This is a genomic window from Bacillus coreaensis (assembly GCF_050586445.1).
Lineage (GTDB): Bacteria > Bacillota > Bacilli > Bacillales > Cytobacillaceae > Robertmurraya_A > Robertmurraya_A coreaensis.
In genome coordinates, this window is record NZ_JBOCCY010000011.1 from 1 (window position 1) to 24,827 (window position 24,827).

Annotated in this window: 22 protein-coding genes; 1 reads left to right on the forward strand and 21 read right to left on the reverse strand. The window is 38.0% G+C overall.

All coding sequences use genetic code 11. From position 1 onward, the window contains the following. Positions 1-210: 210 nt before the first annotated feature. The 14 genes from ACQ5H4_RS16015 to ACQ5H4_RS16080 all read right to left on the reverse strand — a co-directional run bounded on the left by ACQ5H4_RS16015 (position 211) and on the right by ACQ5H4_RS16080 (position 15,959). Entirely contained in the window at positions 211-1,254 is a 1,044-nt protein-coding gene (locus tag ACQ5H4_RS16015; RefSeq protein ID WP_430776008.1) for a glyceraldehyde-3-phosphate dehydrogenase, read from the reverse strand. Positions 1,255-1,369: 115 nt separating this feature from the next. Further along, the gene (gene coaE / locus ACQ5H4_RS16020) at positions 1,370-1,975 is read right to left on the reverse strand and encodes a dephospho-CoA kinase (protein WP_430776009.1); all 606 of its coding nucleotides are present in this window, start codon (positions 1,973-1,975) and stop codon (positions 1,370-1,372) included. Positions 1,976-2,025: 50 nt separating this feature from the next. Beyond that, entirely contained in the window at positions 2,026-2,664 is a 639-nt protein-coding gene (ytaF, locus tag ACQ5H4_RS16025; RefSeq protein ID WP_430776010.1) for a sporulation membrane protein YtaF, read from the reverse strand. Between the two features lie 65 nt (positions 2,665-2,729). Further along, on the reverse strand, positions 2,730-3,557 hold the full coding sequence (gene mutM / locus ACQ5H4_RS16030; protein ID WP_430776011.1) for a DNA-formamidopyrimidine glycosylase: 828 nt from the start codon (positions 3,555-3,557) through the stop codon (positions 2,730-2,732). A 21-nt stretch (positions 3,558-3,578) separates the two neighbouring features. Continuing rightward, complete coding sequence (polA, locus tag ACQ5H4_RS16035) at positions 3,579-6,212, reverse strand: DNA polymerase I (RefSeq protein WP_430776012.1); 2,634 nt, start codon at positions 6,210-6,212, stop codon at positions 3,579-3,581. Between the two features lie 114 nt (positions 6,213-6,326). Continuing rightward, a complete protein-coding gene (gene hflC, locus ACQ5H4_RS16040; protein ID WP_430776013.1) occupies positions 6,327-7,262 on the reverse strand; it encodes a protease modulator HflC in 936 nt (311 codons plus the stop codon). Continuing rightward, positions 7,255-8,220, reverse strand: a complete 966-nt coding sequence (gene hflK, locus ACQ5H4_RS16045) for an FtsH protease activity modulator HflK (protein ID WP_430776014.1) — start codon at positions 8,218-8,220, stop codon at positions 7,255-7,257. Before hflK ends, hflC begins: the two co-directional genes overlap by 8 nt. Before the next feature lie 222 nt (positions 8,221-8,442). Further along, complete coding sequence (gene pnpS, locus ACQ5H4_RS16050) at positions 8,443-10,212, reverse strand: two-component system histidine kinase PnpS (protein WP_430776015.1); 1,770 nt, start codon at positions 10,210-10,212, stop codon at positions 8,443-8,445. Then, positions 10,209-10,925 (reverse strand): response regulator transcription factor, encoded by a 717-nt coding sequence (locus ACQ5H4_RS16055; protein ID WP_251513619.1) that lies wholly within the window; start codon positions 10,923-10,925, stop codon positions 10,209-10,211. The genes pnpS and ACQ5H4_RS16055 overlap by 4 nt, the downstream gene beginning before the upstream one ends. Before the next feature lie 124 nt (positions 10,926-11,049). Continuing rightward, complete coding sequence (locus ACQ5H4_RS16060) at positions 11,050-11,526, reverse strand: MaoC/PaaZ C-terminal domain-containing protein (RefSeq protein ID WP_430776016.1); 477 nt, start codon at positions 11,524-11,526, stop codon at positions 11,050-11,052. Between the two features lie 115 nt (positions 11,527-11,641). Continuing rightward, positions 11,642-12,580 (reverse strand): malate dehydrogenase, encoded by a 939-nt coding sequence (mdh, locus tag ACQ5H4_RS16065; RefSeq protein ID WP_340904866.1) that lies wholly within the window; start codon positions 12,578-12,580, stop codon positions 11,642-11,644. 105 nt (positions 12,581-12,685) lie between these two features. After that, positions 12,686-13,954: an NADP-dependent isocitrate dehydrogenase gene (gene icd / locus ACQ5H4_RS16070; RefSeq protein ID WP_430776017.1), complete on the reverse strand. Its 1,269-nt coding sequence runs from the start codon at positions 13,952-13,954 to the stop codon at positions 12,686-12,688. Positions 13,955-14,139: 185 nt separating this feature from the next. Further along, on the reverse strand, positions 14,140-15,258 hold the full coding sequence (gene citZ, locus ACQ5H4_RS16075) for a citrate synthase (protein ID WP_430776018.1): 1,119 nt from the start codon (positions 15,256-15,258) through the stop codon (positions 14,140-14,142). Between the two features lie 242 nt (positions 15,259-15,500). Continuing rightward, positions 15,501-15,959: a DUF441 domain-containing protein gene (locus ACQ5H4_RS16080; protein ID WP_430776019.1), complete on the reverse strand. Its 459-nt coding sequence runs from the start codon at positions 15,957-15,959 to the stop codon at positions 15,501-15,503. Positions 15,960-16,205: 246 nt separating this feature from the next. On the opposite strand from ACQ5H4_RS16080, the gene ytvI reads away from it, so the two are divergent. Further along, positions 16,206-17,294: a sporulation integral membrane protein YtvI gene (gene ytvI, locus ACQ5H4_RS16085; protein ID WP_430776020.1), complete on the forward strand. Its 1,089-nt coding sequence runs from the start codon at positions 16,206-16,208 to the stop codon at positions 17,292-17,294. A gap of 26 nt (positions 17,295-17,320) precedes the next feature. Here the strand turns inward: ytvI and ACQ5H4_RS16090 are convergent, their stop codons facing one another. The 7 genes from ACQ5H4_RS16090 to ystJ all read right to left on the reverse strand — a co-directional run bounded on the left by ACQ5H4_RS16090 (position 17,321) and on the right by ystJ (position 24,709). After that, the gene (locus tag ACQ5H4_RS16090; RefSeq protein WP_430776021.1) at positions 17,321-17,707 is read right to left on the reverse strand and encodes an FxsA family protein; all 387 of its coding nucleotides are present in this window, start codon (positions 17,705-17,707) and stop codon (positions 17,321-17,323) included. A gap of 94 nt (positions 17,708-17,801) precedes the next feature. Further along, complete coding sequence (gene pyk, locus ACQ5H4_RS16095; RefSeq protein ID WP_430776022.1) at positions 17,802-19,559, reverse strand: pyruvate kinase; 1,758 nt, start codon at positions 19,557-19,559, stop codon at positions 17,802-17,804. A gap of 32 nt (positions 19,560-19,591) precedes the next feature. Beyond that, complete coding sequence (gene pfkA, locus ACQ5H4_RS16100; RefSeq protein ID WP_430776023.1) at positions 19,592-20,551, reverse strand: 6-phosphofructokinase; 960 nt, start codon at positions 20,549-20,551, stop codon at positions 19,592-19,594. 293 nt (positions 20,552-20,844) lie between these two features. Further along, complete coding sequence (accA, locus tag ACQ5H4_RS16105; RefSeq protein ID WP_430776024.1) at positions 20,845-21,825, reverse strand: acetyl-CoA carboxylase carboxyl transferase subunit alpha; 981 nt, start codon at positions 21,823-21,825, stop codon at positions 20,845-20,847. Next, the gene (gene accD / locus ACQ5H4_RS16110) at positions 21,810-22,685 is read right to left on the reverse strand and encodes an acetyl-CoA carboxylase, carboxyltransferase subunit beta (RefSeq protein ID WP_430776124.1); all 876 of its coding nucleotides are present in this window, start codon (positions 22,683-22,685) and stop codon (positions 21,810-21,812) included. The genes accA and accD overlap by 16 nt, the downstream gene beginning before the upstream one ends. 148 nt (positions 22,686-22,833) lie before the next feature. After that, positions 22,834-23,457 carry a FadR/GntR family transcriptional regulator gene (locus tag ACQ5H4_RS16115; RefSeq protein WP_430776125.1) on the reverse strand — a complete coding sequence of 208 codons (624 nt, stop codon included), beginning with the start codon at positions 23,455-23,457 and terminating at the stop codon, positions 22,834-22,836. Between the two features lie 13 nt (positions 23,458-23,470). Continuing rightward, a complete protein-coding gene (gene ystJ / locus ACQ5H4_RS16120) occupies positions 23,471-24,709 on the reverse strand; it encodes an NADP-dependent malic enzyme (protein WP_430776025.1) in 1,239 nt (412 codons plus the stop codon). Positions 24,710-24,827: the final 118 nt, after the last annotated feature.

The following is a 24,827-nucleotide window of genomic DNA, read 5'->3' on the forward strand; positions in this document are numbered from 1 at the left end:
ACGGGGGAAAGTTAGTCCAAAGAGGTCCTAACCCTTTAAGTAGATATAGATTCCAAATTTCAAGAAGTTCACGATGACTAGTATACTTTGTTTGTTTTTTTTTTGCAATAATGTATTTAAAAAATCTTTACAAAAAAAAAGAAAAGTAAAATCCCTTTCATCTAATCATACAAAAAATCAGTCTTCTGGGGTTCCCAGAAGACTGACTATTTACAACGAACTTACTCGTTTAATATTTTCTGAAGCTAAAGACAGTTGATTAGCCACATGTTTCGTTAGATCAACGACCCGACAAGAATAGCCCCACTCATTATCGTACCATGCAAGAACCTTTACCTTGTTCGCACCTATAACCATTGTAGACAACCCATCAACAATCGCAGAATGTTCATTGGTATTAAAGTCAACCGATACTAATGGCTCATCTGTAATGTCGAGTATCCCTTTTAGTTCATCCTTTGAGGCTGTTTCGAATACATCATTGATCTCATCTATCGTTACTTCTCGCTTTAAATCAACAACTAAATCAACTAAAGAGACATTGGTTGTTGGAACTCTTAATGACATTCCATGCAGCTTCCCTTTCATTTTAGGTAGCACTAGTGAAAGAGCTTTAGCCGCACCTGTGCTTGTTGGAATGATTGATTGACCACAAGCTCTCGCTCTTCGAAGATCTTTATGCGGATTATCAATATTTTTTTGATCATTTGTATAGGCATGCACGGTCGTCATTAGCCCATTAATTATGCCAAAGTGATCTTCAAGTACTTTTACAACAGGTGCTAAACAATTTGTCGTACAAGAGGCATTTGAAATGATTTCATGCTCATATATATCTAACTGATGTTCATTCACACCCATAACAATTGTAATATCTTCTCCTTTACCCGGTGCGGTTAATATAACCTTCTTTGCACCCGCTTCTAAATGGAGACTAGCTTTCTCTCTTGCATTGAATTTCCCAGTCGCTTCGATCACGATATCAACATTAAGTGAATTCCATGGTAGCTCCTCTGGATTACGGTGGTTAATTAGCTTCACTCTTTTTCCATTTACTAATAAGGAATCATGTTCAGCTACTACCTCACCATCAAACTTTCCGTGATTTGTGTCATACTTTATTAAATGTGCTAATGTTTCCGCAGGATAACTAGCATTAATGGCTACTATTTCTAATGCATCATCACAAATTGCCTTTCTGAAAACCATTCTTCCTATTCTTCCAAACCCATTAATCGCTACTCTAGCCTTCATGTTACGGCTCCCTTCAAAAGTGTTATACTTTATTTCCGTATTTTACAATTAGTATAACATATTAGTTGTGGATTGTGGTGATAAAAAAACCTATTTTCAACAAAAAACCATCACATTAATTTGTGATGGTTTTCCAATCCTTAAGAAGCTCTATCAGTTGCTTTTTCGTATCGTCTATCGTCCCATTATTATTAATCATTTTATCAGCAAGCTTCCGTTTATCTTCAATTGGCATTTGAGATTGTATTCGAGCAAGGGCTTCCTCCTTTGTTAACAGATTTCTATCCATTAATCTCTGAAGCTGGACATCTTTCTCAACATACACAAGCAGAACTACGTCAACCATATGCTTTAATCCACTTTCAAATAGTAGTGGAATATCCAACACAACTATTTGGGCTCCTCGTAAAATAGCTACTTCCTTCTTCTCATTCATCCTTCTTCGTACATCCGGATGAACAATTTCATTTAATTTTTGCCTCTTCACATTGTCATTAAAAATGATTTCACCTAATATGGATCGATTAATCGTTCGATCATCATCCAATATACCTTCACCAAAATATGTAACGATTTGTTCGTATGCTACCTCTCCTATCTCAACGGCCTTTCTTGCTTCTATATCAGCATCAATGACCTCTATTCCCATTTCTTTAAACATATTTGCCACAGTGCTTTTCCCACTAGCAATGCCACCCGTTAATCCAACGACTAAAGTCATATTTTGCTCCTCCGTTTAGCGTAAAAGCCTCCACAAATGGAGGCTTTTTGTTAAATTTTCCATATTCCAATAATGATTAACAATACACCAGGTAAAAAAGCGAAGCGTTGGAGCCAACTGTTCTCTGAAAAATGTTTGCCAAGCTGTAATCCCGCATAAATAAAGAGAAAGCTCATTAATGCTACAGCAGTCCCTAATATGCTTGGAGAAAAGTCTAGCATCGCAGCACCTATTCCGGCCCCAAATGCATCTAAAGATAACGCTAAACCAAGCATATAGGCTTCAATACCATTGATCGTACCCGATTGATCAAAGTCTGCTGACATCGGCTTTCGTAATATTTGAATAACAATCCCAAGAGATTTAATCTCAAAATCAATGATCGTTTTTGGATGGGGAAGCATTGATGAGGACGATTTCTCTGATCGAAAAAATTGAGCGAGAACCCAAGCCCCTAATAAAATGAGTATAAATCCCCCTATACTCTCAGCGATATCAGGTGATAAGACAGACTCAATGAAATGGCCAATAATCATCCCTACAGTGAGTGTTCCTGCAGAGCATAATGAGATCACCGCGATTGACTTAAAAGGAATTCGCATTTTCCTCAGACCGTATGTGAAACCTACACTAAAACTGTCAATGCTAACTGCTAATGCAAGTAGTAATAATGGAACAGATAGTACCATTGGAAAGACTCCTTCCTAACAAAAAGCTAGGATAGTATATGATAGGAGCCCATCCAAGGTTCAACCTACTTCTTCTTTTGACATTTTGGACAAAACACGGTTCCTCGCCCACCAACAACAATTTTTTCTAGAGGAGTACCACACATTTTACAATTTTCACCTTTCCGACCGTAAACAAATAATTCAAGCTGAAACATCCCCATTTGTCCTTGTGAATTCACATAAGATCGTACCGTACTTCCACCCTTTTCAACTGCTTCACCTAATGTTTCCTTTATTTGTTCATAAAGGATGACCCACTCTTTTTTCTTCAATGAGCTAGCGATTCTCTCAGGGTGAATTTTCGATCGAAAAAGGGCCTCATCTACATAAATATTACCTAGCCCAACGACTACTGTTTGGTCAAGCAAGGCTGTTTTGATTGACCTTTGTGTTTTCGATAATCTTTTTTGCAAATAGGATGACGTAAAATCCGGATCAAATGGTTCAGGTCCGAGAGTCGATAAAGGTGGCTGGTTAAATTCCTTCCCTTTTTCAAATAAGTGCATCGTACCAAATTTACGCACATCTTTGTAGCGGAGTTCTGTTCCGTCGGTAAAAGTAAAAATCACATGCGTGTGGAGAGCGACTGGTTCCTCAGCCTCAAAATGAGCATATCTACCTTCCATACGCAGATGAGAAATTAACGCAAATTTTTCAGTATATAAGATAAGAAATTTCCCTCTTCTCCCTAACTGAACAAATCTCTCGCCAACTAAAGCATCACAAAACTGATCTACATCAGGATGTTTAATAATTTTTGGCCAAAGAACAGTTACTTTTTTGATTTCTTTATCCAAAATAAGCATTTCTAATGTACGTCGAACCGTTTCGACCTCTGGAAGTTCTGGCAATATTCTTCCTCCCAACTGCCTTTATTTCGCGTCAAACCAAGTCGGACCGTAGGAATAATCAACCTTAAGTGGCACCTTCAACTCCACTGTATGTTCCATTACATCAGGGACAATTTCCTTCAATCGCTCGATTTCTTCTTCTGGTGCTTCGAATATTAATTCATCGTGTACAGATAGCAGCAATCGTGTTTTAAGTTTTTCTTTTTCGAGCCTATCAGCCATATCTATCATTGCTTTTTTTATAATATCCGCCGCACTTCCTTGAATTGGCGTATTCATTGCCGTCCGTTCCGCAAAACTACGAAGATTGAAGTTTCTACTCGTTATTTCAGGAATATATCTTCGGCGGTGCAGAAGGGTTGACACGAATCCCTTTTGCTTTGCATCTTTTACGATTTCTTCCATATATTCTTTCACACCTGGATAACTTTCTAAGTATCTTTCAATAAAGCTACCTGCTTCTTTACGTGTAATGTTTAAGCTCTGTGACAACCCATAATCACTGATGCCGTAAACAATTCCAAAGTTTACCGCTTTTGCATGCCGTCTCATGTTAGAAGTTACTTCTTCCTTGGATACATGAAACACATCCATCGCTGTTTTTGTATGAATGTCTAGACCCTCTTGAAAGGCTTCGATTAGCTTTTCGTCATTTGCAATATGCGCCAACACACGTAATTCAATTTGTGAGTAATCAGCTGCAAAAATAACCCAGCCTTCCTCAGACGGAATAAAGGCTTGACGAATTTTACGACCTTCTTCCAGTCTTATAGGGATATTTTGTAAATTTGGATCTGTTGAGCTTAATCTTCCAGTCTGAGTTAAAGCCTGGTTAAATCTTGTATGAACTTTATTTGTTGTAGGATTAATCACTTTAAGTAATCCTTCAATATAAGTGGACTGAAGCTTACCAAGCTGACGGTAATTTAAGATTTCTCGAATAATTTCGTGCTCTTCTTCAAGCTTCTCCAGTACATCTGCAGAGGTTGAATAGCCTGTTTTTGTCTTTTTCGCTACCGGAAGTTGTAACTTTTCAAAGAGAATGACGCCTAACTGCTTTGGTGAATTAATATTAAAGCTTTCGCCTGCAAGATCATAAATACGAGCTTCAATATTGGTTAGTTGAGTTGTAATTGCTTCTCCCATCGCATGAAGTCGGTCGAGGTCAATCTTAATCCCACACGATTCCATATCGGCTAGTATCAAAGATAGAGGAAGCTCTAAATCATAATAAAGTTCAAATTGTTCATTTGCTTTTAACTCTTGTTCAAGCTTATCTCGTAGATCTTGTAATACAAGCCCTTTTCGAACGAGATGCTCTCCAAGCTGTTCCGGTTCAGGAATCTTTCTCTTAGCCCCTTTTCCGTAAAAAGCCTCATCAGAATTAATACTCGTAAAACCATAGCGTTTAGCAGTCGTTGAAATATCATCAACAGACTCGGCTGGATTCATAATATAGGAGGCTAACAGTAAGTCAAACTCAATCCCTTTAAGGTGGATATGGTGATGTCTTAGTGATACCTCTGTCCTTTTCGCATCATATACGATTTTTTTAGAAGCTTCATTTTCAGCCCAAATTTTAAAAACGGATGACTCTATGGCTACATTGGTAGGAATGAAAAAGTTCCCCCTTTCATTGACTAGTGATATACCCACAATATCAGCATAATGATAATTATCCTCTAACACTTCAATGTATAAGGCATTTTCATCTGCAAATAGTTCATCTGTTACTTCTTGTACAGTTGTGTATTCAACACTCTCCAAAGGTTCTTCCACAGAATCTCCTGTGTGATCTCCCAATTTATCCAGTAGTGAATTAAAACCTAATTCTTTAAATAACTGTACAACCTTGTCACGGTCAAACTCGTCATATTCGAATTCCTCGAGTTGTACCGTAACTGGTGCTTCTCTAGTTATGGTCGCAAGCTCTTTACTCATAATGGCCTGGTCTTTAAATTCCTCAAGTTTTTCTTTTAATTTCTTTCCGCTCACTTGGTCTATCGACTCTAGCAGTTTTTCGAGTGTCTCAAACTCCGCTAACAGTTTAATAGCGGTTTTTTCTCCAACTCCAGGAACACCAGGAATATTATCAGAAGTATCCCCCATCAACCCTTTCATATCAATGATCTGCTTTGGTGTTAAACCATATTTTTCTTTGATATGCTCTGGAGTATATTCCTCAATTTCTGTGATTCCTTTTTTGGTGATCGCAACAGTTGTTTTTTCAGAACTCAACTGGGTTAAATCTTTATCTCCTGAAATAACCTTTACTTCATAGCCATCTTCCTCTGCCTTCTTCGACAAAGTACCAATAATATCATCTGCTTCATAGTTTTCAAGTTCATATCTTTTGATTCGATATGCGTCCAATACTTCTCGAATAAAAGGAAATTGTTCGGATAGCTCAGGTGGTGTTTTTTGACGCCCACCCTTATACTCACTAAATGTCTTATGGCGGAAGGTTGTTTTTCCAGCATCAAACGCAACCATTATATGTGATGGCTTCTCATCCTCCAATATCCTCAAGAGCATCATCGTAAATCCATAAACGGCATTCGTATGAATTCCTTTATCATTGTTGAGCAATGGCAGAGCAAAAAATGCTCGGTAAGCAATGCTATTTCCATCAATTAATACGAGTTTCTTTTTCAAAGGAAGCCTCCCTTTCTAACTAAAGCTTGTCTCATGTAATATGTAAAAAAGCCAGTGTTTTCCTTCTTTATTCTACCATGACCACGATAGGAAAGGAAAACGCCGGCTTTATATTTACTCTGTATATCCCATAAGCAAACGGGCATAAGGTGAATCTGATGGTAAAACAATAACCGTTTCACCGTTAATTGTCTTTTTATACGATTCTAATGTTCTAAATAATTGATAGAAGTTTGGGTCTTTCGAGAATGCCTCATTATATACCTTCGCAGCTTGTGCTTCTCCCTCCGCACGAATCGTTTCGGCATCTGCTTGCGCCTTCGCTAGTGTTTCCTTCACCTGGCGATCCGTTTCTGCAATAATGATGTTTTTCTCTGCATCCCCTATTGATAAATACTCCTGTGCCTTTGATTCACGTTCTGAGATCATCCGAGTGAACACCGACTGTTCGTTTTCCTTCGGGAGATCGGTTCTTTTCATACGCACATCCGTTACAACGATTCCGTAATTATCTTGTGAGAGGAGTTCATTAACCTTCTCTGTAATTTTATCATTTAAAGAACCTCTAGTTGACGCCTCATCATTAATGATTTCTTCGTAGTTTAATTTTCCAAGCTCTGATCGAACAACGGAGTAAATAAACTCCTCCATTCTACCTTCAGCATTTTCAAGAGTTCTTGCATTCGAGATCATTTTTTTAGGATCTTCAATTTTCCAAACAGCATAATTGTCAATCAACATACGCTTTTTATCTTTTGTATTAATTTCAGCTTCATTAACATCATAGGTCATTTGATATTTTGGGAGAGTCGAAACACTTTGAACAAATGGGATTTTATAGCTAAGACCAGGAGTACTCTCAATTCGAACCACTTCACCGAATTGGCGAATCACTCGGTATTCTCCTTCCTTAACGATAAATAAATTGGTGAGAGTGATCCCAATCAATAGAAGGATTAAAAGCGCGATCAATCCAAATTTGGTATAATTCCGCCACTTAAACCCATCTCCAGAACGCTCTTTCATATCGATTACATTTCCATCACTCATTGTTTCCACTCCCCTCTGCCGCAGGTTTTGCTTCTTCTTTTTCTAGTGGTCTAATCGGGAAATACTTCAATGTATCACCATCATCATTCATAATATAAATCTCTGTTCCTGGTAATACTTCCTCTAACGTTTCTAACACAAGCCTTTGTCTAGTTACTTCAGGATTGTTTTTATATTCTTCGTAGAGCTTATTAAAAACCGCTACATCTCCTCTAGCAATCTCAATTCTTGCTGATTGGTCCCCCTCGGCTCTTGATACAAGGGCTTTCTTTTCTCCTTCTGCTTCATTGATTTTTTGATTTTGATACTTCTTCGCCTCGTTAATTTTTGTATTCATCGTTTCACGAGCATCTGTAACATTCGTAAATGCTTTACGAACTTCTTCATTCGGAAGCTCCACATCTTGCAGCTTCACCGCCATGATAGTAATCCCTATATCGTATTTATCCATTAGCGTCGACAGTAGGTCTCTGACACTTGCTTCTATTTCACCTTTCCCAGAGGTTAAGGCATCATCAATTTTGGAGCTTCCTATAATGCTACGAAGAGACGCTGAAGTGGCATCACGTAAAATCTCTTCTGGATTATCTGCATTATATAGGTATTTAGAAGGCGTCGTTATCTTCCATTGAACAACAAGATCTGCCAGAACGATGTTTTCATCGCCTGTAATCATTTTTGTTTCATTATCGAACTCAACAATTTCGCCATCTTTTTCTTCATATCCAAACTGTAAACTAAACGTTTCCTTCGAAAGCTTCTCTACATTTTGAATAGGCCAAGGCATTTTAAAATGTAACCCAGGTTCTGTTATTCCTTCTTCTACCTTCCCAAAGGTTAATATAACAGCCTGTTCTGATTCATCAACCGTATACCACGTCGTAAAAACTACAAAACTTAGTACTATAATTAAAAGTATTAGACCTACCAGTGAATAAATTCTTTTTAAACTAAGCAACAACCTTCACCTCTTTCTCTTTATTAAGAACAGTTAATTGTTATACGAATGGGCGTGAAAAAGGTTTCAATAAAAAAGAAAAGGTGAAAGCGGGGTTAGCTTTCACCTTTTCTTTAGGTCCTTGGATGAAGGGGTTTTCCCTTATGATATTACAGAACAATTATTAAGGAATATTATAATAATTGTAAATGTACTGTAAAATCTGTATCCAAGTCACCTATATTATTTAGGAATCTCTTTTAATAGTTCAATAATGAAAGTGGTCCCTCTTCCAACCTTACTTTCTACTCGGATGTTCCCTCTATGAGCTTCAATCAAATGCTTCACAATGGCTAAGCCTAAACCTGTACCACCAGAGTTTCTACTTCTTGCTCGGTCCACTCGATAAAAACGTTCAAAGATTCTTGGAATTTCCTTTCGCTCAATTCCAATACCCGTATCTATGACCTTTATTCTTATCTTGCTTGTCCTTTCACGAACTTCGACCTTTACAGTACCCCCTTCAGGAGTGTAGGAAATGGCATTCGTTATTAAATTAATAAACACTTGTTTTAATCTATATACGTCACCTTCAACAAAGATCGCTTCTTCCTCGGCTTCAAATTGAAGGTCAATTTTCTTTTCAATTGCCTTACCTGCTAAAATGGGAAGAACTTCATGTAACACTTCAACAATATTTATTTTTTGAATGGACAATTGAAAGCCTTGCTTCTCCATCTTTGAAAGATCTAATAAGTCTTGTATTAATGTTTGTAAACGATCGCTTTCTTTCAAAATAATCGTTAGGAAAGCCTCTAAAGTCTGCCTGTCCTCCATGGCTCCATCTAGTAAGGTTTCGGAAAATCCCTTTATAGAAGTAATAGGTGTCTTTAACTCATGTGATACATTTGCAACAAAATCTTTACGCATTTGTTCAAGCTTCTTAATCTCAGTGATATCATGGAAAACTAATAAAATCCCTTTCCAAACATCGTTTAGGCCGATAATTGGAACACCATAAACTTCAAAATGTCTTCTCTCAATCCCTACAGGAACAATTAGTTGTTTTCTAATTTTGTGTTCAGTCATAAAGATTTCTTCTATTAAATCACAAATGTCTTTTTGGTCAATCACTTCGTAGTAAAGCTTTTCCAAATACTCATTTGATTCTATTTGAAAAATTTCTTTATACGTCCGATTGACCAAATTAATATAGCCACGACTATCAATTAATATAAGTCCGCTTCCCATATTTTCAATTAAGGTCCCTAAGCGATCTTGTTGAATTTCCTTCGACTTCATGAGCTCCTGTAGATTTCGCGCTAAAATATTAATTGAACTGCTAAGCATACCTGTTTCATCAGCATGATCCTCGTACGTTCTAGCACGATAATTTCCTTTCGCAAGCTCAATAGCTACATTGGTAGCAGATTCAATCGGCTTTGTGTACATGATCGTTATTTTATAACCCAATAAAATAATGACAAATAATGCGATCCCGAGTGAAATCGTTAATATCCACCAGATCTGTTCGTATGCATTTTTTATTTCTGTTAGTTTCGTACTTAATACAATGATTCCCTCAGTCTCACCATTAGAATCTACACTGTCCCAATAATAGTGAAGATTATATCCTCCACCTACTTCAATGATTTCATCTTCTTTTTCTAATTGATTTTCAAAGATGGACTTTAGGACACTTTCATGCCTCTTATTACTCGTATTTTCTAGGGCGCCACTGTCATAAATAACATTTCCATTATTCTCTAGTATCGTGATTCGAGAACTTAACGTATCACTAAACTCGTTTATTCTATCTTTAGAAATATCGCTTATGCCACCAGTATCTCGAATATACGTAGAGACTAGCTTTGTTTCCTGCTTCATCCTCCCATCAAAGGAATCAATATAGTATCCTTTGAACAATTGTCCTAACAATAAGCCTAACCCTATTAGTACAATAAAAATAAGCATAATTAGGGCAAACAAGAGTCTCGTTCGAAATTTTATCATTCTCCCTTAGGCTCCTCCATCTTATAGCCTAAGCCTCGAATCGTTTTTATATAAACTGGTTTTTTTGTATTTTGTTCAATTTTCTCTCTTAAGTGGCTAATATGAACATCAACAATTCGCGTGTCTCCTGCAAAATCATAATTCCATACCGCACTTAAAAGCTGATCTCGTGTTAAAACTCTTCCTTTGTGTCTTGCTAAATAGAGTAATAATTCAAATTCTTTTGGAGTGAGCTCCAGTAATATATCTCCAGAATACGCCTCATACTGTTCTGGATAAATTTTCAGCTCTGCCACCTGAAGCACATCTTTTTCCTCTTCTTGTACCGCAACTGGTTCTGGTTGTACTTGGGTTCTTCTAAGAATTGCTTTGACTCTCGCTATGACTTCTCTTGGACTAAACGGTTTTGTCATATAATCATCTGCACCTAGTTCAAGTCCGAGAACTTTGTCAAACTCATCGTCTTTTGCAGTCAACATAAGAATAGGCGTCAAGATTTTCTGTTGACGAAGCTGTTTACAAACTTCAATTCCATCAAGCTTCGGAAGCATTAAATCCAAAATAATTAAGTCTAGTTCCTGTTCCAAAGCAATATTTCGTCCTTCTTCCCCATCCGCAGCAGTTAACACTTCATAACCAGCCTGTTGTAAATTGTACTGCAGGAGCGTTACAATTGACTGCTCATCATCGACTACAAGCACTCTTTTTTCCATAAAAGCCTCCACATTAACGTATTACCCCATCATCCACATCCATTATAATACATATTCATTTAATAAAGATAACAAAAAATTCATAAAAAAGAGACTTACTCTTAAAAAGCACGTCCATTTCCTGTTAAAAATTATCCAATGCATGACCATCTAATGCCTCTAATTGATGAGGAGGACAAACTAAAAGGAGTGCTTTTAGTACTTGTTCTTCCTCTTCATTTTTCCCTTCAACTGTAATTTCAATTGTATGATTGCTTATACTTACTTCTGTCACTTCGAACATGAAATCAATCATTTCATAATGATATACTGGTTTCACATATTCAATATCCTGTTTTAGGATGTGGCTACCTGGCCCAGGCAAATATTTAGAAATTGCAGAAGTAATGATTCCGGTGAGCATAATACTAGGCACCAGTGGCTTTTTAAAAGGAGTTTGTGAAGCATAATCATGCTGAATATACAACGGGTTCGCGTCATTCGTTAGACCAAGATATAGTAGTAAGTCCTTATCTTCAATCTTTTCTGTCAGGGAAAGTTTTTCTCCTCTAGAAATCTCATTAATTTTACGGCCCATTTTTCTCTTTTTACCTAACAACATGCTGACGATACCTCCAATAAATGAAATCGTTCTACTATCGAATCCTATAAATTATTATAGCAAAAGCATAGAAGAACAAAAAATTCGGGGAAGAACCCCCGAATTTTCGATTTTATTAAACTAATACGTCCATTACATTTCGTACAGCAGCTGCTGATTTATCTAAGGCACTCTTTTCTTCATCTGTTAACTCAAGCTCAATTACTTGTTCTATTCCATTAGCTCCGAGGATCGTTGGTACCCCTAGGTAAATACCTTTATATCCATATTCACCCTCAAGGTAAGCAATAGATGGGAGAACACGACGCTGATCCTTTAAGATTGCTTCACACATTTCTACTAGAGAAGCAGCAGGTGCATAGTAAGCACTTCCATTTCCTAATAGATTAACAATTTCTCCTCCACCTTTTCTCGTACGTTCAACAATAGCCTCTAGGCGTTCCTTCGAAAGTAATGTCTCAAGTGGAATTCCACCAGCATATGAGTACCTAACAAGAGGGACCATATCGTCACCGTGGCCACCTAGGACAAAGCCAGTTATGTCTTTAACAGATAAATTTAACTCTTGGGCCACAAATGTACGGAAGCGTGCAGTATCAAGAACACCTGATTGACCAATTACACGATTTTTTGGGAAACCCGTTTCTTGGAAAACCGTATAGGTCATTGCATCCACTGGATTTGTCAAAACGATAATCGTACAGTTTGGTGAGTATTTAGCTACTTCTGATGCAACAGCTTTCATAACCTTTTGATTGGTTTGAACAAGATCATCTCGACTCATTCCAGGTTTTCTTGCGATTCCTGCGGTGATAACAACAATATCAGAATCCTTCGTATCTGCATAATCTGCTGTGCCTGTGATATTTGCATCAAACCCTTGAACCGGACTTGCTTCAAGCATATCTAAAGCCTTTCCCTTTGTTGGATTTTCCATTTGCGGTATATCCAGCAAAACGACATCTCCAAGTTCTTTTTGTGCAAGTAGAAAAGCTGTTGTAGCTCCAGTAAAGCCCCCACCAATTACCGAGATCTTTTTACGCTTCATTGACATAACCTTTTCCCCCTACATTTTGAAAGTCATTGCCCTAAGTCACTTTTCATAAAAGCTAAACAATTATAAAAAGGCTGTTCTAGAAAGAACAGCCTCTAGAACAATTTATCCCATGTTCTTAATAAGCACATCTCCAAATTCTGAGCACTTCACTTCTGTTGCTCCGTCCATCAATCGTGCAAAGTCATAAGTAACCACTTTAGAAGCGATTGACTTTTCCATAGAATCGATGATTAACTTCGCTGCTTCATTCCAGCCTAGATGTTCAAGCATTAATACACCAGATAGAATAACAGATGAAGGGTTTACTTTATCTAATCCAGCATACTTTGGTGCTGTACCGTGTGTAGCTTCAAAAATAGCATGACCTGTTACATAGTTGATGTTTGCCCCAGGTGCAATTCCAATTCCACCTACTTGTGCAGCTAACGCATCTGAAATATAGTCTCCGTTAAGGTTCATTGTAGCAACTACATCAAACTCACGTGGGCGAGTTAGAATTTGTTGTAGGAAAATATCTGCAATTGCATCTTTCACGATGATTTTCCCTTGAGCTTCTGCATCTGCTTGAGCTTGATTTGCAGCCTCTGTGCCTTGTTCATCCTTTATACGGTCATACTGTGCCCATGTGAATACTTTATCACCGTATTCTCTCTCAACAAGCTCATAACCCCAGTTCTTAAACGCACCTTCAGTGAATTTCATGATGTTACCTTTATGAACAAGAGTTAAAGATTTACGTCCCTCTTTGATCGCATATTCAATTGCAGCACGAACTAGACGAGCAGTTCCTTCTTCAGAAACTGGCTTGATTCCAAGGCCTGATGTTTCTGGGAAGCGGATTTTATTTACTCCCATTTCATTTTGAAGGAAAGAAATTAGCTTTTTCACTTCATCCGAACCTTTTGCATATTCAATACCAGCGTAAATGTCTTCTGTATTTTCACGGAAGATTACCATATCCGTATCTTGTGGACGTTTAACTGGAGAAGGAACTCCTTCAAACCAGCGAACTGGACGTAAACATACATATAAATCAAGCTCTTGGCGAAGAGCCACATTCAGTGAACGAATTCCGCCACCAATTGGTGTTGTTAAAGGTCCTTTAATAGCAATCAAATATTCGTTAATTAACTCTAACGTTTCTTTTGGTAGCCATTCTCCTGTTTGATTGAACGCTTTTTCACCTGCAAGTACTTCTTTCCATACAATCTTCTTTTCACCGTTATAAGCTTTTTCAACAGCAGCATCAAGCACTCTAGATGCAGCAGCCCAAATATCAGATCCCGTGCCGTCTCCTTCAATAAAAGGTACTACTGGATGATTTGGTACATTTAAAACTCCATTTGTTACAGTAATTTTTTCACCTTGCATAGTATAATTCTCCCTCCATTTTGTCTAACAAGATGTGCCTCACTCAAGGTGAATCAATATGTATAAAAGATTTCTATCCATAGCGGGCAACATCAGAATCAAAGGTTAGAGCCAAATGCCTCTAACCTCTCCTCTCTATTACAGCAATATTTTAGCTAAAAGTAAAATGCTGTATTCTTTTTAAGTTAACCTCTTTGCTCAATCGCTACATATTTTTGCATTCCAGGACCAGTATAGTCTGCTCTTGGACGAATCAATCGATTATTTTCATATTGTTCAAGAATATGAGCTAACCAACCGGAAACGCGGCTTACTGCAAAGATCGGGGTAAATAAATCGTGGTCAATTCCTAAGCTATGATATACAGAAGCAGAGTAGAAGTCTACGTTTGGTGGAAGATTCTTTTCACCGGTTACAATGTTCTCAATTTTTGTAGACATTTCAAACCAATGTGGTTCGCCTGTTAAGTTAGTGAGTTTCTCTGCCATAAGCTTTAAGTGTTTTGCACGAGGGTCTCCTTTTCTGTAAACACGGTGACCAAAGCCCATGATTTTTTCCTTGTTCGCTAATTTACCACGAACATAAGTATCAACATTTTCTAATGTCCCAATCTCAGTTAACATCTTCATTACAGCTTCATTTGCTCCACCATGTAAAGGACCTTTTAATGCTCCAATAGCTGATGTTACACCAGAGTATACATCTGATAAAGTTGCTACACATACACGAGCTGTGAATGTAGACGCATTTAATTCATGATCTGCATGAAGGACAAGTGCCTTGTTAAATGCTTCGACTGCAATTGGCTCTGGCTCTTTTCCTGAAAGCATATAAAGGAAATTAGCTGCAAAGCTTAAGTCCGTTCTAGGTGGAATTGGCTCCAACCCTTTTCGAATACGTGCAAATGCTGTCACAATTGCAGGCATCTTAGCTTGAAGACGAACTGCCTTGCGATAGTTTGCTTGCTCTTCCATTACATCACTTTCTTCGTCATACAAGCCTAATAGCGAAACAGCGGTACGAAGTGCAGCCATTGGGTGTACTTCATTAATTGGATATAACTTAAAATGCTCAAGCACTTGTTTGGGTAGCTCTGCATTTACCGACAATTGGCTTTTTAACTCTGCTAGTTCTTGCTGTGTAGGAAGTCTCCTATGCCAAAGAAGATAGATTACTTCTTCAAAGCTGGCATTCTCTGCTAAATCATCAATATCGTACCCTACGTATGTTAGTGTATCATCAATGATTGAACTGACAGAAGAAGTCGTAGCTACTACCCCTTCAAGACCACGTGTTGCTGTCATATTGACCCTCTCCTTTACAAAGTGATTCGCTAACCCTTCTAAACTCTCTGAGTTATTAAAATATTAACATTATAGATAACTATAAGACTATAAATTTTTTCACACCCATAAAAAGGATGCGCTTACAAGTCCTATTATAAACAATTATCTGACATTTGTGAACGAAAACCGCCTAAAATGTGAAAAAATTAATATTTTATTAGAAAAACTTAAGCCTAGTAATTCATAAAACTTATCACCTTTTAGAAGAGTTCAAAAAATTTCATGGCTAAATACGCGATACCTGCACCAATTAATGGTCCTACTGCAACACCCTTAAAAAGAGAAACAGCCAAGATCGTTCCCAGCACAAGAGCGGTGGTAATGTGGGGATCCTTCGCCAAGAGTGTTATGCCACCTTTGGCTATTAACGCTACCGCCATCCCGGATACTAAAGCAATCCATGCATAAGGGGATTTAAAGGCAGCCGTTAGGTCTTTAAATCCTATTTCACCACTTGCAATAGGAGCTAATACGGCGAAAGTAATGACCGTTACTCCCCAATTAATTCCTTTTGATTGGATATAAGAAAATATTTTTGAATCCACACCAATTATTTTAAGTATCAATAGTGCCCCAACGGCTATAATTAAAGATTGGTTTTTTGCGATAAAACCAATTAGTAATAAAATGAACAAAAATAAGCTAGCTTGTGTTAGCAATCTCAAGGCCTCCTTTATATAGACGTTATTTTACCATAGGAAAACTTAGCAAATAAACAATCAAACCTTCCTTTCTGAAACCCACAAGATTTGTCGAATTATAAGTAACCCATTATTCTTTATAAACAAAACTTTCCATAATCTTCATACGTAGGTAAAATAAAGAGTAAGCAAGTCCTTTAGTCTACCATTTACTCTACTATTAGGAGGGCGATTTATCTGAATCTCACCTATTTATTTAGAACTATGCGCTTTTTGATCGTAATTGTTAGTATATTTTTATCCGTTTTTATCCTAATTCAAATTTCAAAGGTTACATACCCTTTTATCATCGGCCTTTTAATTGCTTTTATGCTAAATCCATTTGTAAATTTTTTAGAAAGCAAAGCTCGGTTACCTAGAACACTTGCTGTTTTAATAGGGATTATCTTTATTTTTGCTTTATTTGCAGGATTCATTACTCTATTAATTGCAGAAATTGTGTCGGGTGCAGACTATTTAGCTGATGTCGTACCAAGACATTTAGATACTCTTATTAATTTTATCGAGGACTTTATCGCTGCACAGATTATTCCTCTTTATAACCAATTAACAAGCCTATTTAATTCTTTAGATACTGGTCAGCAAGACACGATTTTAACCAATATACAAAATGTAGGAAGAACAATTGGATCTACGATTGGTGATTTTGTTCAAAGTTTCTTTGGAAATATACCTAATATCCTATCTTGGTTTCCAAATGCTGCAACCGTAGTCATATTCTCCTTGTTGGCAACCTTTTTCATTAGTAAGGATTGGTATCGTCTATCACGGTTTAGCAATAAGATTATTCCGCACCGTGCAAAAAGCAGTACAAAGAGGGTACTTGAAGATTTAAAAAAAGCGCTGTTCGGCTTTATAAAGGCTCAACTAACTTTAATATCTATTACTACTGTGATCATCCTTATTGGGCTTCTAATTTTACGTGTAGATTATGCGATTACCATCGCACTTGTAACAGGATTAGTCGATATTATTCCTTACTTAGGAACAGGTGCTGTGTTTGTTCCATGGATTATTTATGAGGTCATTGCTGGAGAGATGAGTTTAGCAATTGGTTTAGGAGTTTTGTATATCATTGTACTTGTCCAACGACAAGTCATGGAGCCAAAAGTATTATCTTCAAATATAGGTCTAGATCCTCTTGCAACTTTAATCGCGTTATTTGTTGGGTTTAAATTAATTGGCTTTTTAGGGTTAATTGCAGGGCCTGTGACCCTTGTGATCATCACAACCTTGCACCGAGCAAATGTATTTAAAGATATTTGGTCCTTTATTAAGGGGAAAGAAGCATAAAAGTCCATTCTCATGAATGGACTTTTTTATTTAATAATCTTGATTCTTCCTTTATTCATCCAATTTTGGAATGCTTTATTGAGTATGATTTTGAAGAATTTTCTTGTTGGAGGGGCTAGTAATAGGAAGCCCGTTGCATCTGTTATAAAACCTGGTGTTAATAGAAGTGTGCCTCCGATAATAATACAAACTCCATCCAATAGAACATCGCCAGGCATTTGACCTGATTGTAGGAGATGTTGAGCCTTGCTGATCGTGTCTAGTCCTTGTTGCTTTGCTAGGTAGGCACCAAGCAAGCCCGTTAGAATAATAAGCGTTATGGTGGTCCAGATGCCAATGGTCTTACCTGATAATAACAAAAGTCCGATTTCTGCTGCCGGTATGATAATTAATAGTAAAACGATATAACGCAAAATAATCGCCTCCTAGTTGTCCTTTTATTATATGTGTATTCCTTAAAAACAGCAAAAAAGAAGCAGCCAACTCGGCTACTTCTTCATCTTCTATCTATAGTACGCTTGCGTGACCGTTATAAATAACACCATGTGAAGCGTCAATTGTAATTTCTTGTCCATCCTTTAAGCTAGCAGTTGCACCTTCAGCGCCTACAATTACTGGAATTCCAAGGCTAAGTCCTACTACTGCAGCATGGCTTGTTAAGCCACCTTCTTCCGTAACTAACGCCCTGCATTTCTCAATTGCCGGAACCATATCCGCATCTGAGCCAATCGTAACAAGGATAGAACCTTCTGTTACTCTTTCTAATGCTTCTTTCGCTGAGTTAGCAATCACAACTTTACCAAAAGCTGTTTTTCTTCCGATTCCTTGAGCTTTTAATACTACATCGCCAACCACATGGATTTTCATTAAGTTTGTTGTACCTTTAACATTTACCGCTCCTGCAGTAATTACCACTAAATCTCCGCGAGAAACGATACCGCTGTTTAAGCTTTCCTCTACTGCTGTATCAAGCATCTCATCCGTAGTAGTCGCTTGTTTTCCGATTTGAGGATACACACCCCAAGCTAGTGATAAGCGACGAGATACACCGTCATCAGATGTTACAGCAACGATTGGAGCTTTTGGACGGTATTTAGAGATCATTCTAGCCGTATGACCACTTTCCGTAGGAGCAATGATCGCATTAGCACCCAGGTTTAATGCTGTGTGTGCAACAGATTGTCCAATTGCATCTGTAATATTATGTTCATTGTCTTTGCTACGGTTAGATAAGATTTCTTTATGATCTAATGCAGATTCTGCACGAGATGCAATATTATGCATCGTTTGAACCGCTTCTACAGGATACACACCTGCAGCTGTTTCCCCTGAAAGCATAATAGCGTCTGTTCCATCAAAAATCGCATTTGCTACGTCACTTGCTTCCGCTCTTGTTGGACGGGGATTACGTTGCATAGAATCAAGCATTTGAGTAGCCGTAATAACTGGCTTCCCTTGTGCATTACATTTTTTAATTAAGCTTTTTTGAACAAGAGGTACCTCTTCCGCTGGAATTTCTACCCCAAGGTCACCACGTGCAACCATTAGCCCGTCAGAGATTTCAAGAATTTCGTCGATTTTATCAACACCTTCTTGATTTTCAATCTTAGGGATAATGTGGATATGTGTTGCATTATGTTCCTCTAATAGACGACGAATTTCTAGTACATCTGATGCACGACGTACAAAGGAAGCAGCAATAAAGTCAACTCCTTGCTCGATACCAAAAATAATATCGTTTGCATCCTTTTCTGTTATTCCTGGCAGATTTACAGAAACACCTGGTACGTTTACACCTTTTTTATTTTTAAGTGTGCCCGTATTTAAAATTTTTGTATGAATTTCTCCAGCATTACGGTCAATCTTAGTAACTTCCAAACCGATTAAACCGTCATCTAGTAAGATTTTTGATCCTTCGTTTACATCATCAATTAATCCAGGATATGTAATCGAGAATTTATCTACCGTTCCTTCAACCTCAGTCATTGAAACAATCACATGGTTTCCGGAAACTAATTCAATTGCACCATCTACCATGTTATTTGTACGGATTTCTGGACCTTTTGTATCTAAAAGGATAGCAACCGTTTTTCCTGTTTGCTTTGCAGCTTCACGGATATTTCTAATACGAGCACCGTGTTCTTCATGGTCACCGTGTGAGAAGTTTAGACGAGCAACATTCATCCCAGCCTCAATCAGCTGTGTTAATTTTTCTACGCTTTCACTTGCTGGGCCTATAGTACAAACAATTTTCGTTTTACGCATACAATTGTGGACCTCCTAATATTTTAAAAACGTTAAATGGATAACTCTTTTGACAAGTTGTACATACTTTGATTTACCGTATGTTTTCTAGTTAAAATTTCAATGATATCGTGGTCAACGAGCTCATTCTTTTCAATACCTACCGCTCTTCCACCCTTGCCTTGTAACAATAGCTCAACTGCAAATGCCCCTAGACGGCTAGCAAGTACTCTATCTGCTGCAGTAGGAGATCCACCCCGTTGAATATGTCCTAACACAGACACACGAGTGTCAAGGTCGGTTGCATCCTTGATTTTCTTACTAAATTCATTACCGCTGCAAACACCTTCTGCAACAACGATGATGCTGTGTTTTTTGCCTCGCTCATGTCCACTTTTCAAACGAGCTGCAATCTCATCCATGTCATACCCAACTTCTGGAATAATGATTGTTTCAGCTCCTCCTGCTAAACCAGCCCAAAGAGCAATATCTCCTGCATCTCGACCCATAACTTCGATAATAAAAGCTCTATCATGAGAAGTCGCCGTATCACGAATTTTGTCAACCGCATCAATAACCGTATTTAGAGCAGTATCAAATCCAATTGTATAATCTGTACCTGGTATATCATTATCAATTGTACCTGGTACACCAACACAAGGGAAACCTTGCTCTGTTAATGCCTTTGCACCTCTGTAGGAACCATCGCCACCAACAACAACTAGGCCTTCAATACCAAATTTCTTTAATTGCTCAATTCCTTTTTGCTGTCCTTCTTTTGTTTTAAACTCCTCACAACGAGCAGAATAAAGCATGGTTCCTCCACGATGAATAATATCACCAACAGAACCTAGTTCTAATTTCTTGATATTTCCGTTAATTAAGCCTGAGTAGCCATTATAAACTCCATATACTTCCATATCATTAAAAATAGCCTTACGAACGACCGCACGTACAGCTGCGTTCATACCTGGTGAATCTCCACCACTTGTTAACACACCGATTCTTTTCAATGCAAATCACCTCTGTATTGGATTGTTGAAGTATTATGTATAGTTAGATGATGAATAATACGACATGTGATGCACTACTATTATTTACAGAATACCCGGGAATATTTCTAAAATACCATGAAGAAACAATGTTCTCAACTCTATCATAAACATTAAATCAATAGACGAAATAGTTTTTTAATTGAAAGCGCTTAATACCACTCTTTTTTTCTAAAAAAGTTCATAATTCTATTTTCACTGTCATTTAATTGGGATTTCTCTTAAAAAATAAGAAAGAGTGTGTCGAAACACACTCATCCATTTACGCCAATATATTCGTGCAAAAATGTATATTTACCCATGTTCTTGTATTTTTCATATCTTAAAGCAAGCAGTTCATTTTCTTTTAATTGTAACAACTGTCTTAAAGATTGTTGGATCGTTTCCCTAATGCTTTCTGCTTGAGCAGTTACATCTTTATGGGCTCCACCTCTAACCTCAGAAATAATTTCATCAATTACTCCAAGGTCCTTTAAGTCTGGTGCAGTGATTTTCATCGTTTCCGCTGCTTGTTTCGCAAGAGAGGCATCCTTCCATAGAATAGCTGCAGCTCCCTCAGGGGAAATAACCGAATACGTCGAATTTTCAAGCATATGGATATGATCACCCACACCAAGCGCTAGAGCTCCACCACTTCCACCTTCTCCTATGACAATACAAACAATAGGTACGGTTAAGCTTGCCATTTCAAAAAGGTTTTTAGCAATTGCTTCGCTCTGACCTCTTTCTTCGGCAGCTTTCCCAGGATACGCACCCTTTGTATCTATAAAGCAAATAATCGGACGATTGAATTTCTCGGCTTGCTTCATAAGTCTCAGTGCTTTACGGTATCCTTCAGGATGTGGCATTCCAAAATTTCTCCGGATATTTTCCTTTGTATCTTTCCCTCGCTGATGACCAATAATAGTAACAGGCAAACCTTGGAATTTTGCTACTCCTGCTACAATCGCTTCGTCATCTCCAAAAAAGCGGTCCCCATGACATTCAATGAAATCAGAAAAGATAATGGATAAGTAGTCAAGAGTAGTTGGTCTGGCAGGGTGTCTCGCAATTTGTACTCGATCCCATGGCTTCATGTTTTCATAGATATCTTTTTCAAGCTTTTGAAGTCTTGCCTCAAGCTTTTCAATTTCATCTGACAAATCCACTTCTGCACTCGCAGTAAATTCTTTTAATTCTGCAATTTTCTTTTTCAGCTCAACGACTGGTTTTTCGAATTCTAGTTCTCCAACCATTCTATTTCACCTCCAGGCGTATGAATATCAAGCAATGTTGAAATTTTGTCCCTCAAGTCTCCTCTGGATATCACCGCGTCTAGCTGACCATGCTTTAAAAGAAATTCTGCTGTTTGAAAATCCTCAGGTAGGTCTTCTCTAATGGTTTGTTCAATAATTCTTCTTCCCGCAAATCCAATTAATGCACCTGGTTCAGCAAAATTATAGTCACCAAGAGAAGCAAAGCTAGCAGATACTCCGCCAGTAGTTGGGTGTGTCATGATTGAAATGATCAGATTCCCTTCGTCGCTAAACTTTTTAAGCGCAACACTCGTCTTGGCCATCTGCATTAAGCTCAATACTCCCTCTTGCATCCTTGCTCCTCCAGATGCAGTAAAGATGATAAATGGTATCGATAGCTCACCTGCTTTTTCAATCGCTCTCGTAATCTTCTCACCAACTACAGAACCCATGCTTCCCATTCTAAAAGTAGAATCCATCACGGCAACAACTGCGTCATGACCTTCCACTTTACACACACCTGTCACAACAGCTTCATTTAAGTTTGTTTTCTGACGATCTTTTTCAAGCTTTTCTATATAATCGGGGAATCCAAGTGGGTTCTCAGAAATCATATAACGATCAAGTTCAACGAAGCTTCCTTCGTCAATGAAGCTATTCAGCCTCTCTTTTGAATTCATCGGATGATGGTACCCACAGTGAGCACAAACCTTAAGGTTCTTCATTAGCTCCTTGGAGTACATGATCTTCTTACAGCTTGGACACTTGGTCATTATCCCTTCTGGGACATCTTGCTTTGCAGCTTCAGTTGGAATTGTTGCATATTTTTTCTTCTTTGATTTTGTAAATAGGTCTTTAATCGGCAAGCTTAAACCTCCCCATATGTTTCTAATAATCTCAGTGGTCAGACCACTATAGTGAAAAATAATGCCTTATTATATGAAGCCTCGTCTAGTTCTTTTTATCATGTTAGTATAATGTCACAGAAAATTCTGCAGATATTTGTCGTTAGTCATTCGACAGTTTTCGTAATGAATAGTAGGCCCGAAGGACATCCGCCTCATTTCCACCTAGTAAGGCTTGTACGATTGCAGAGTAGAACGGATCCTTTCTCTCCATCTTCGGAAGCTTTAGTGCATCGTAATAATCATTTAATATCGACCAAATACGATAGAATAAATGATTATCTGCTAGCTCAACAATTTTTATAAAAAATTGATCGTCCGTAAACTCACAAGTTTCAATCCAATTTTTTAAATCTTCTAGTTGCTTTTCATTATTTCTTCGGAGAATAAGTCTTAAACAATCTAATTCGATTAAATATTTCGTTTCAATCACATCTTGTTTTGCTTTTGTATCTTGAAGCACAAATGTACCAAGAAGCTGCACAAGTTGGTTACTGCGAAAATCTCTTATAAAGGTACCTTCTCCTCGGCGGGTCTCAATAAGTCCTAAAAGCTCTAAAGCTCTTAAAGCTTCACGAACAGAGGAGCGTCCTACATTAAGACGCTCACAAAGTTCTCGCTCTGATGGAATTTTATCTCCGGGTGTTAAGCCATCCTGTTCAATCATATTGCGAAGTTGTTTGACAATTTCTAGATAAACCTTTGATCCTCGTTCCACCGGTTCAATACTCACTTTAAGATCACTCGCTCTTTCCGATAACGGAAAGCTGGCTAGTTCTTGCCTTAATCTCTAGCGGGTCAACCTTCATTCTCGCTACACCTGTTTCCATAGCTGCCTTCGCAACTGCCGCTGCTACCTCAGGCGCTACTCTCGCATCGAATGGTGCCGGAATAACGTAATCAGCGCTTAACTCATCATCTGAAACAAGACTAGCAATCGCTTCAACCGCTGCCACCTTCATTTTTTCATTAATATGAGTGGCTCTTACGTCTAAAGCACCTCTGAAGATTCCAGGGAAGGCTAGTACATTATTTACTTGGTTCGGGAAGTCAGAACGTCCTGTTCCGATAACCTTGGCTCCAGCTTTTTTTGCTTCATCAGGCATAATCTCCGGTGTTGGATTCGCCATAGCGAAAATAATAGGATCCTCATTCATTGTTTGAATCATATCACCCGTTAAGGCACCAGCAACGGATACTCCAATAAACACATCTGCACCTTTTAATGCGTCTGCAAGACTACCTGTTTCTTGATTACGATTTGTATATTTAGCTATTTCATTTTTAATGTCGTTCATTCCAAACGGTCTACCTTCGTATATAGCCCCTTTAGTGTCACACATAATAATATCCCGTACACCATAGGTATATAGAAGTTTCATAATAGCAATCCCTGCTGCACCAGCTCCGTTAGCTACAACCTTAATTTCATTCATCGATTTGCCAACTAGCTTTAATGCGTTCACTAAACCAGCCACTGTAACGATTGCTGTACCGTGCTGATCATCATGAAATACAGGTATATTTGTTTCCTTTTTTAGCCTCTCCTCAATCACAAAGCAATTAGGAGCAGCAATGTCTTCAAGGTTTATTCCCCCGAATGTTGGTTCTAGTAACTTGACGGTCTCAATAATTTTTTCGACATCGGTTGTACCTAAGCAGATTGGAAATGCATCAACTCCTGCAAAGCTTTTGAACAAAACAGCTTTGCCTTCCATTACCGGAAGTGCCGCTTCTGGACCGATGTTTCCTAGTCCAAGTACAGCTGTTCCATCAGAAACAACAGCAACCATATTCCCTTTCATCGTATAATCATAGACCGTTTCAGGCTTGTCATAAATTTCTTTACAAGGCTCGGCCACTCCTGGCGAATAGGCAAGACTTAGATCATTTGCATTCCTAACTTGAACTTTTGATTTTGACTCGAGCTTACCCTTGTTTACTCTGTGCATATGTAATGCTTCTTCACGTAAAGTCAAAATGCATTCCACCCCTTAGTTAAAATAACTTTCTTTTCTCCATCCCCATTAGTGGTCAGACCACGTATACTTACAACAATACAACAATATAACATAATACAAAAGGATGTAAAGGCTA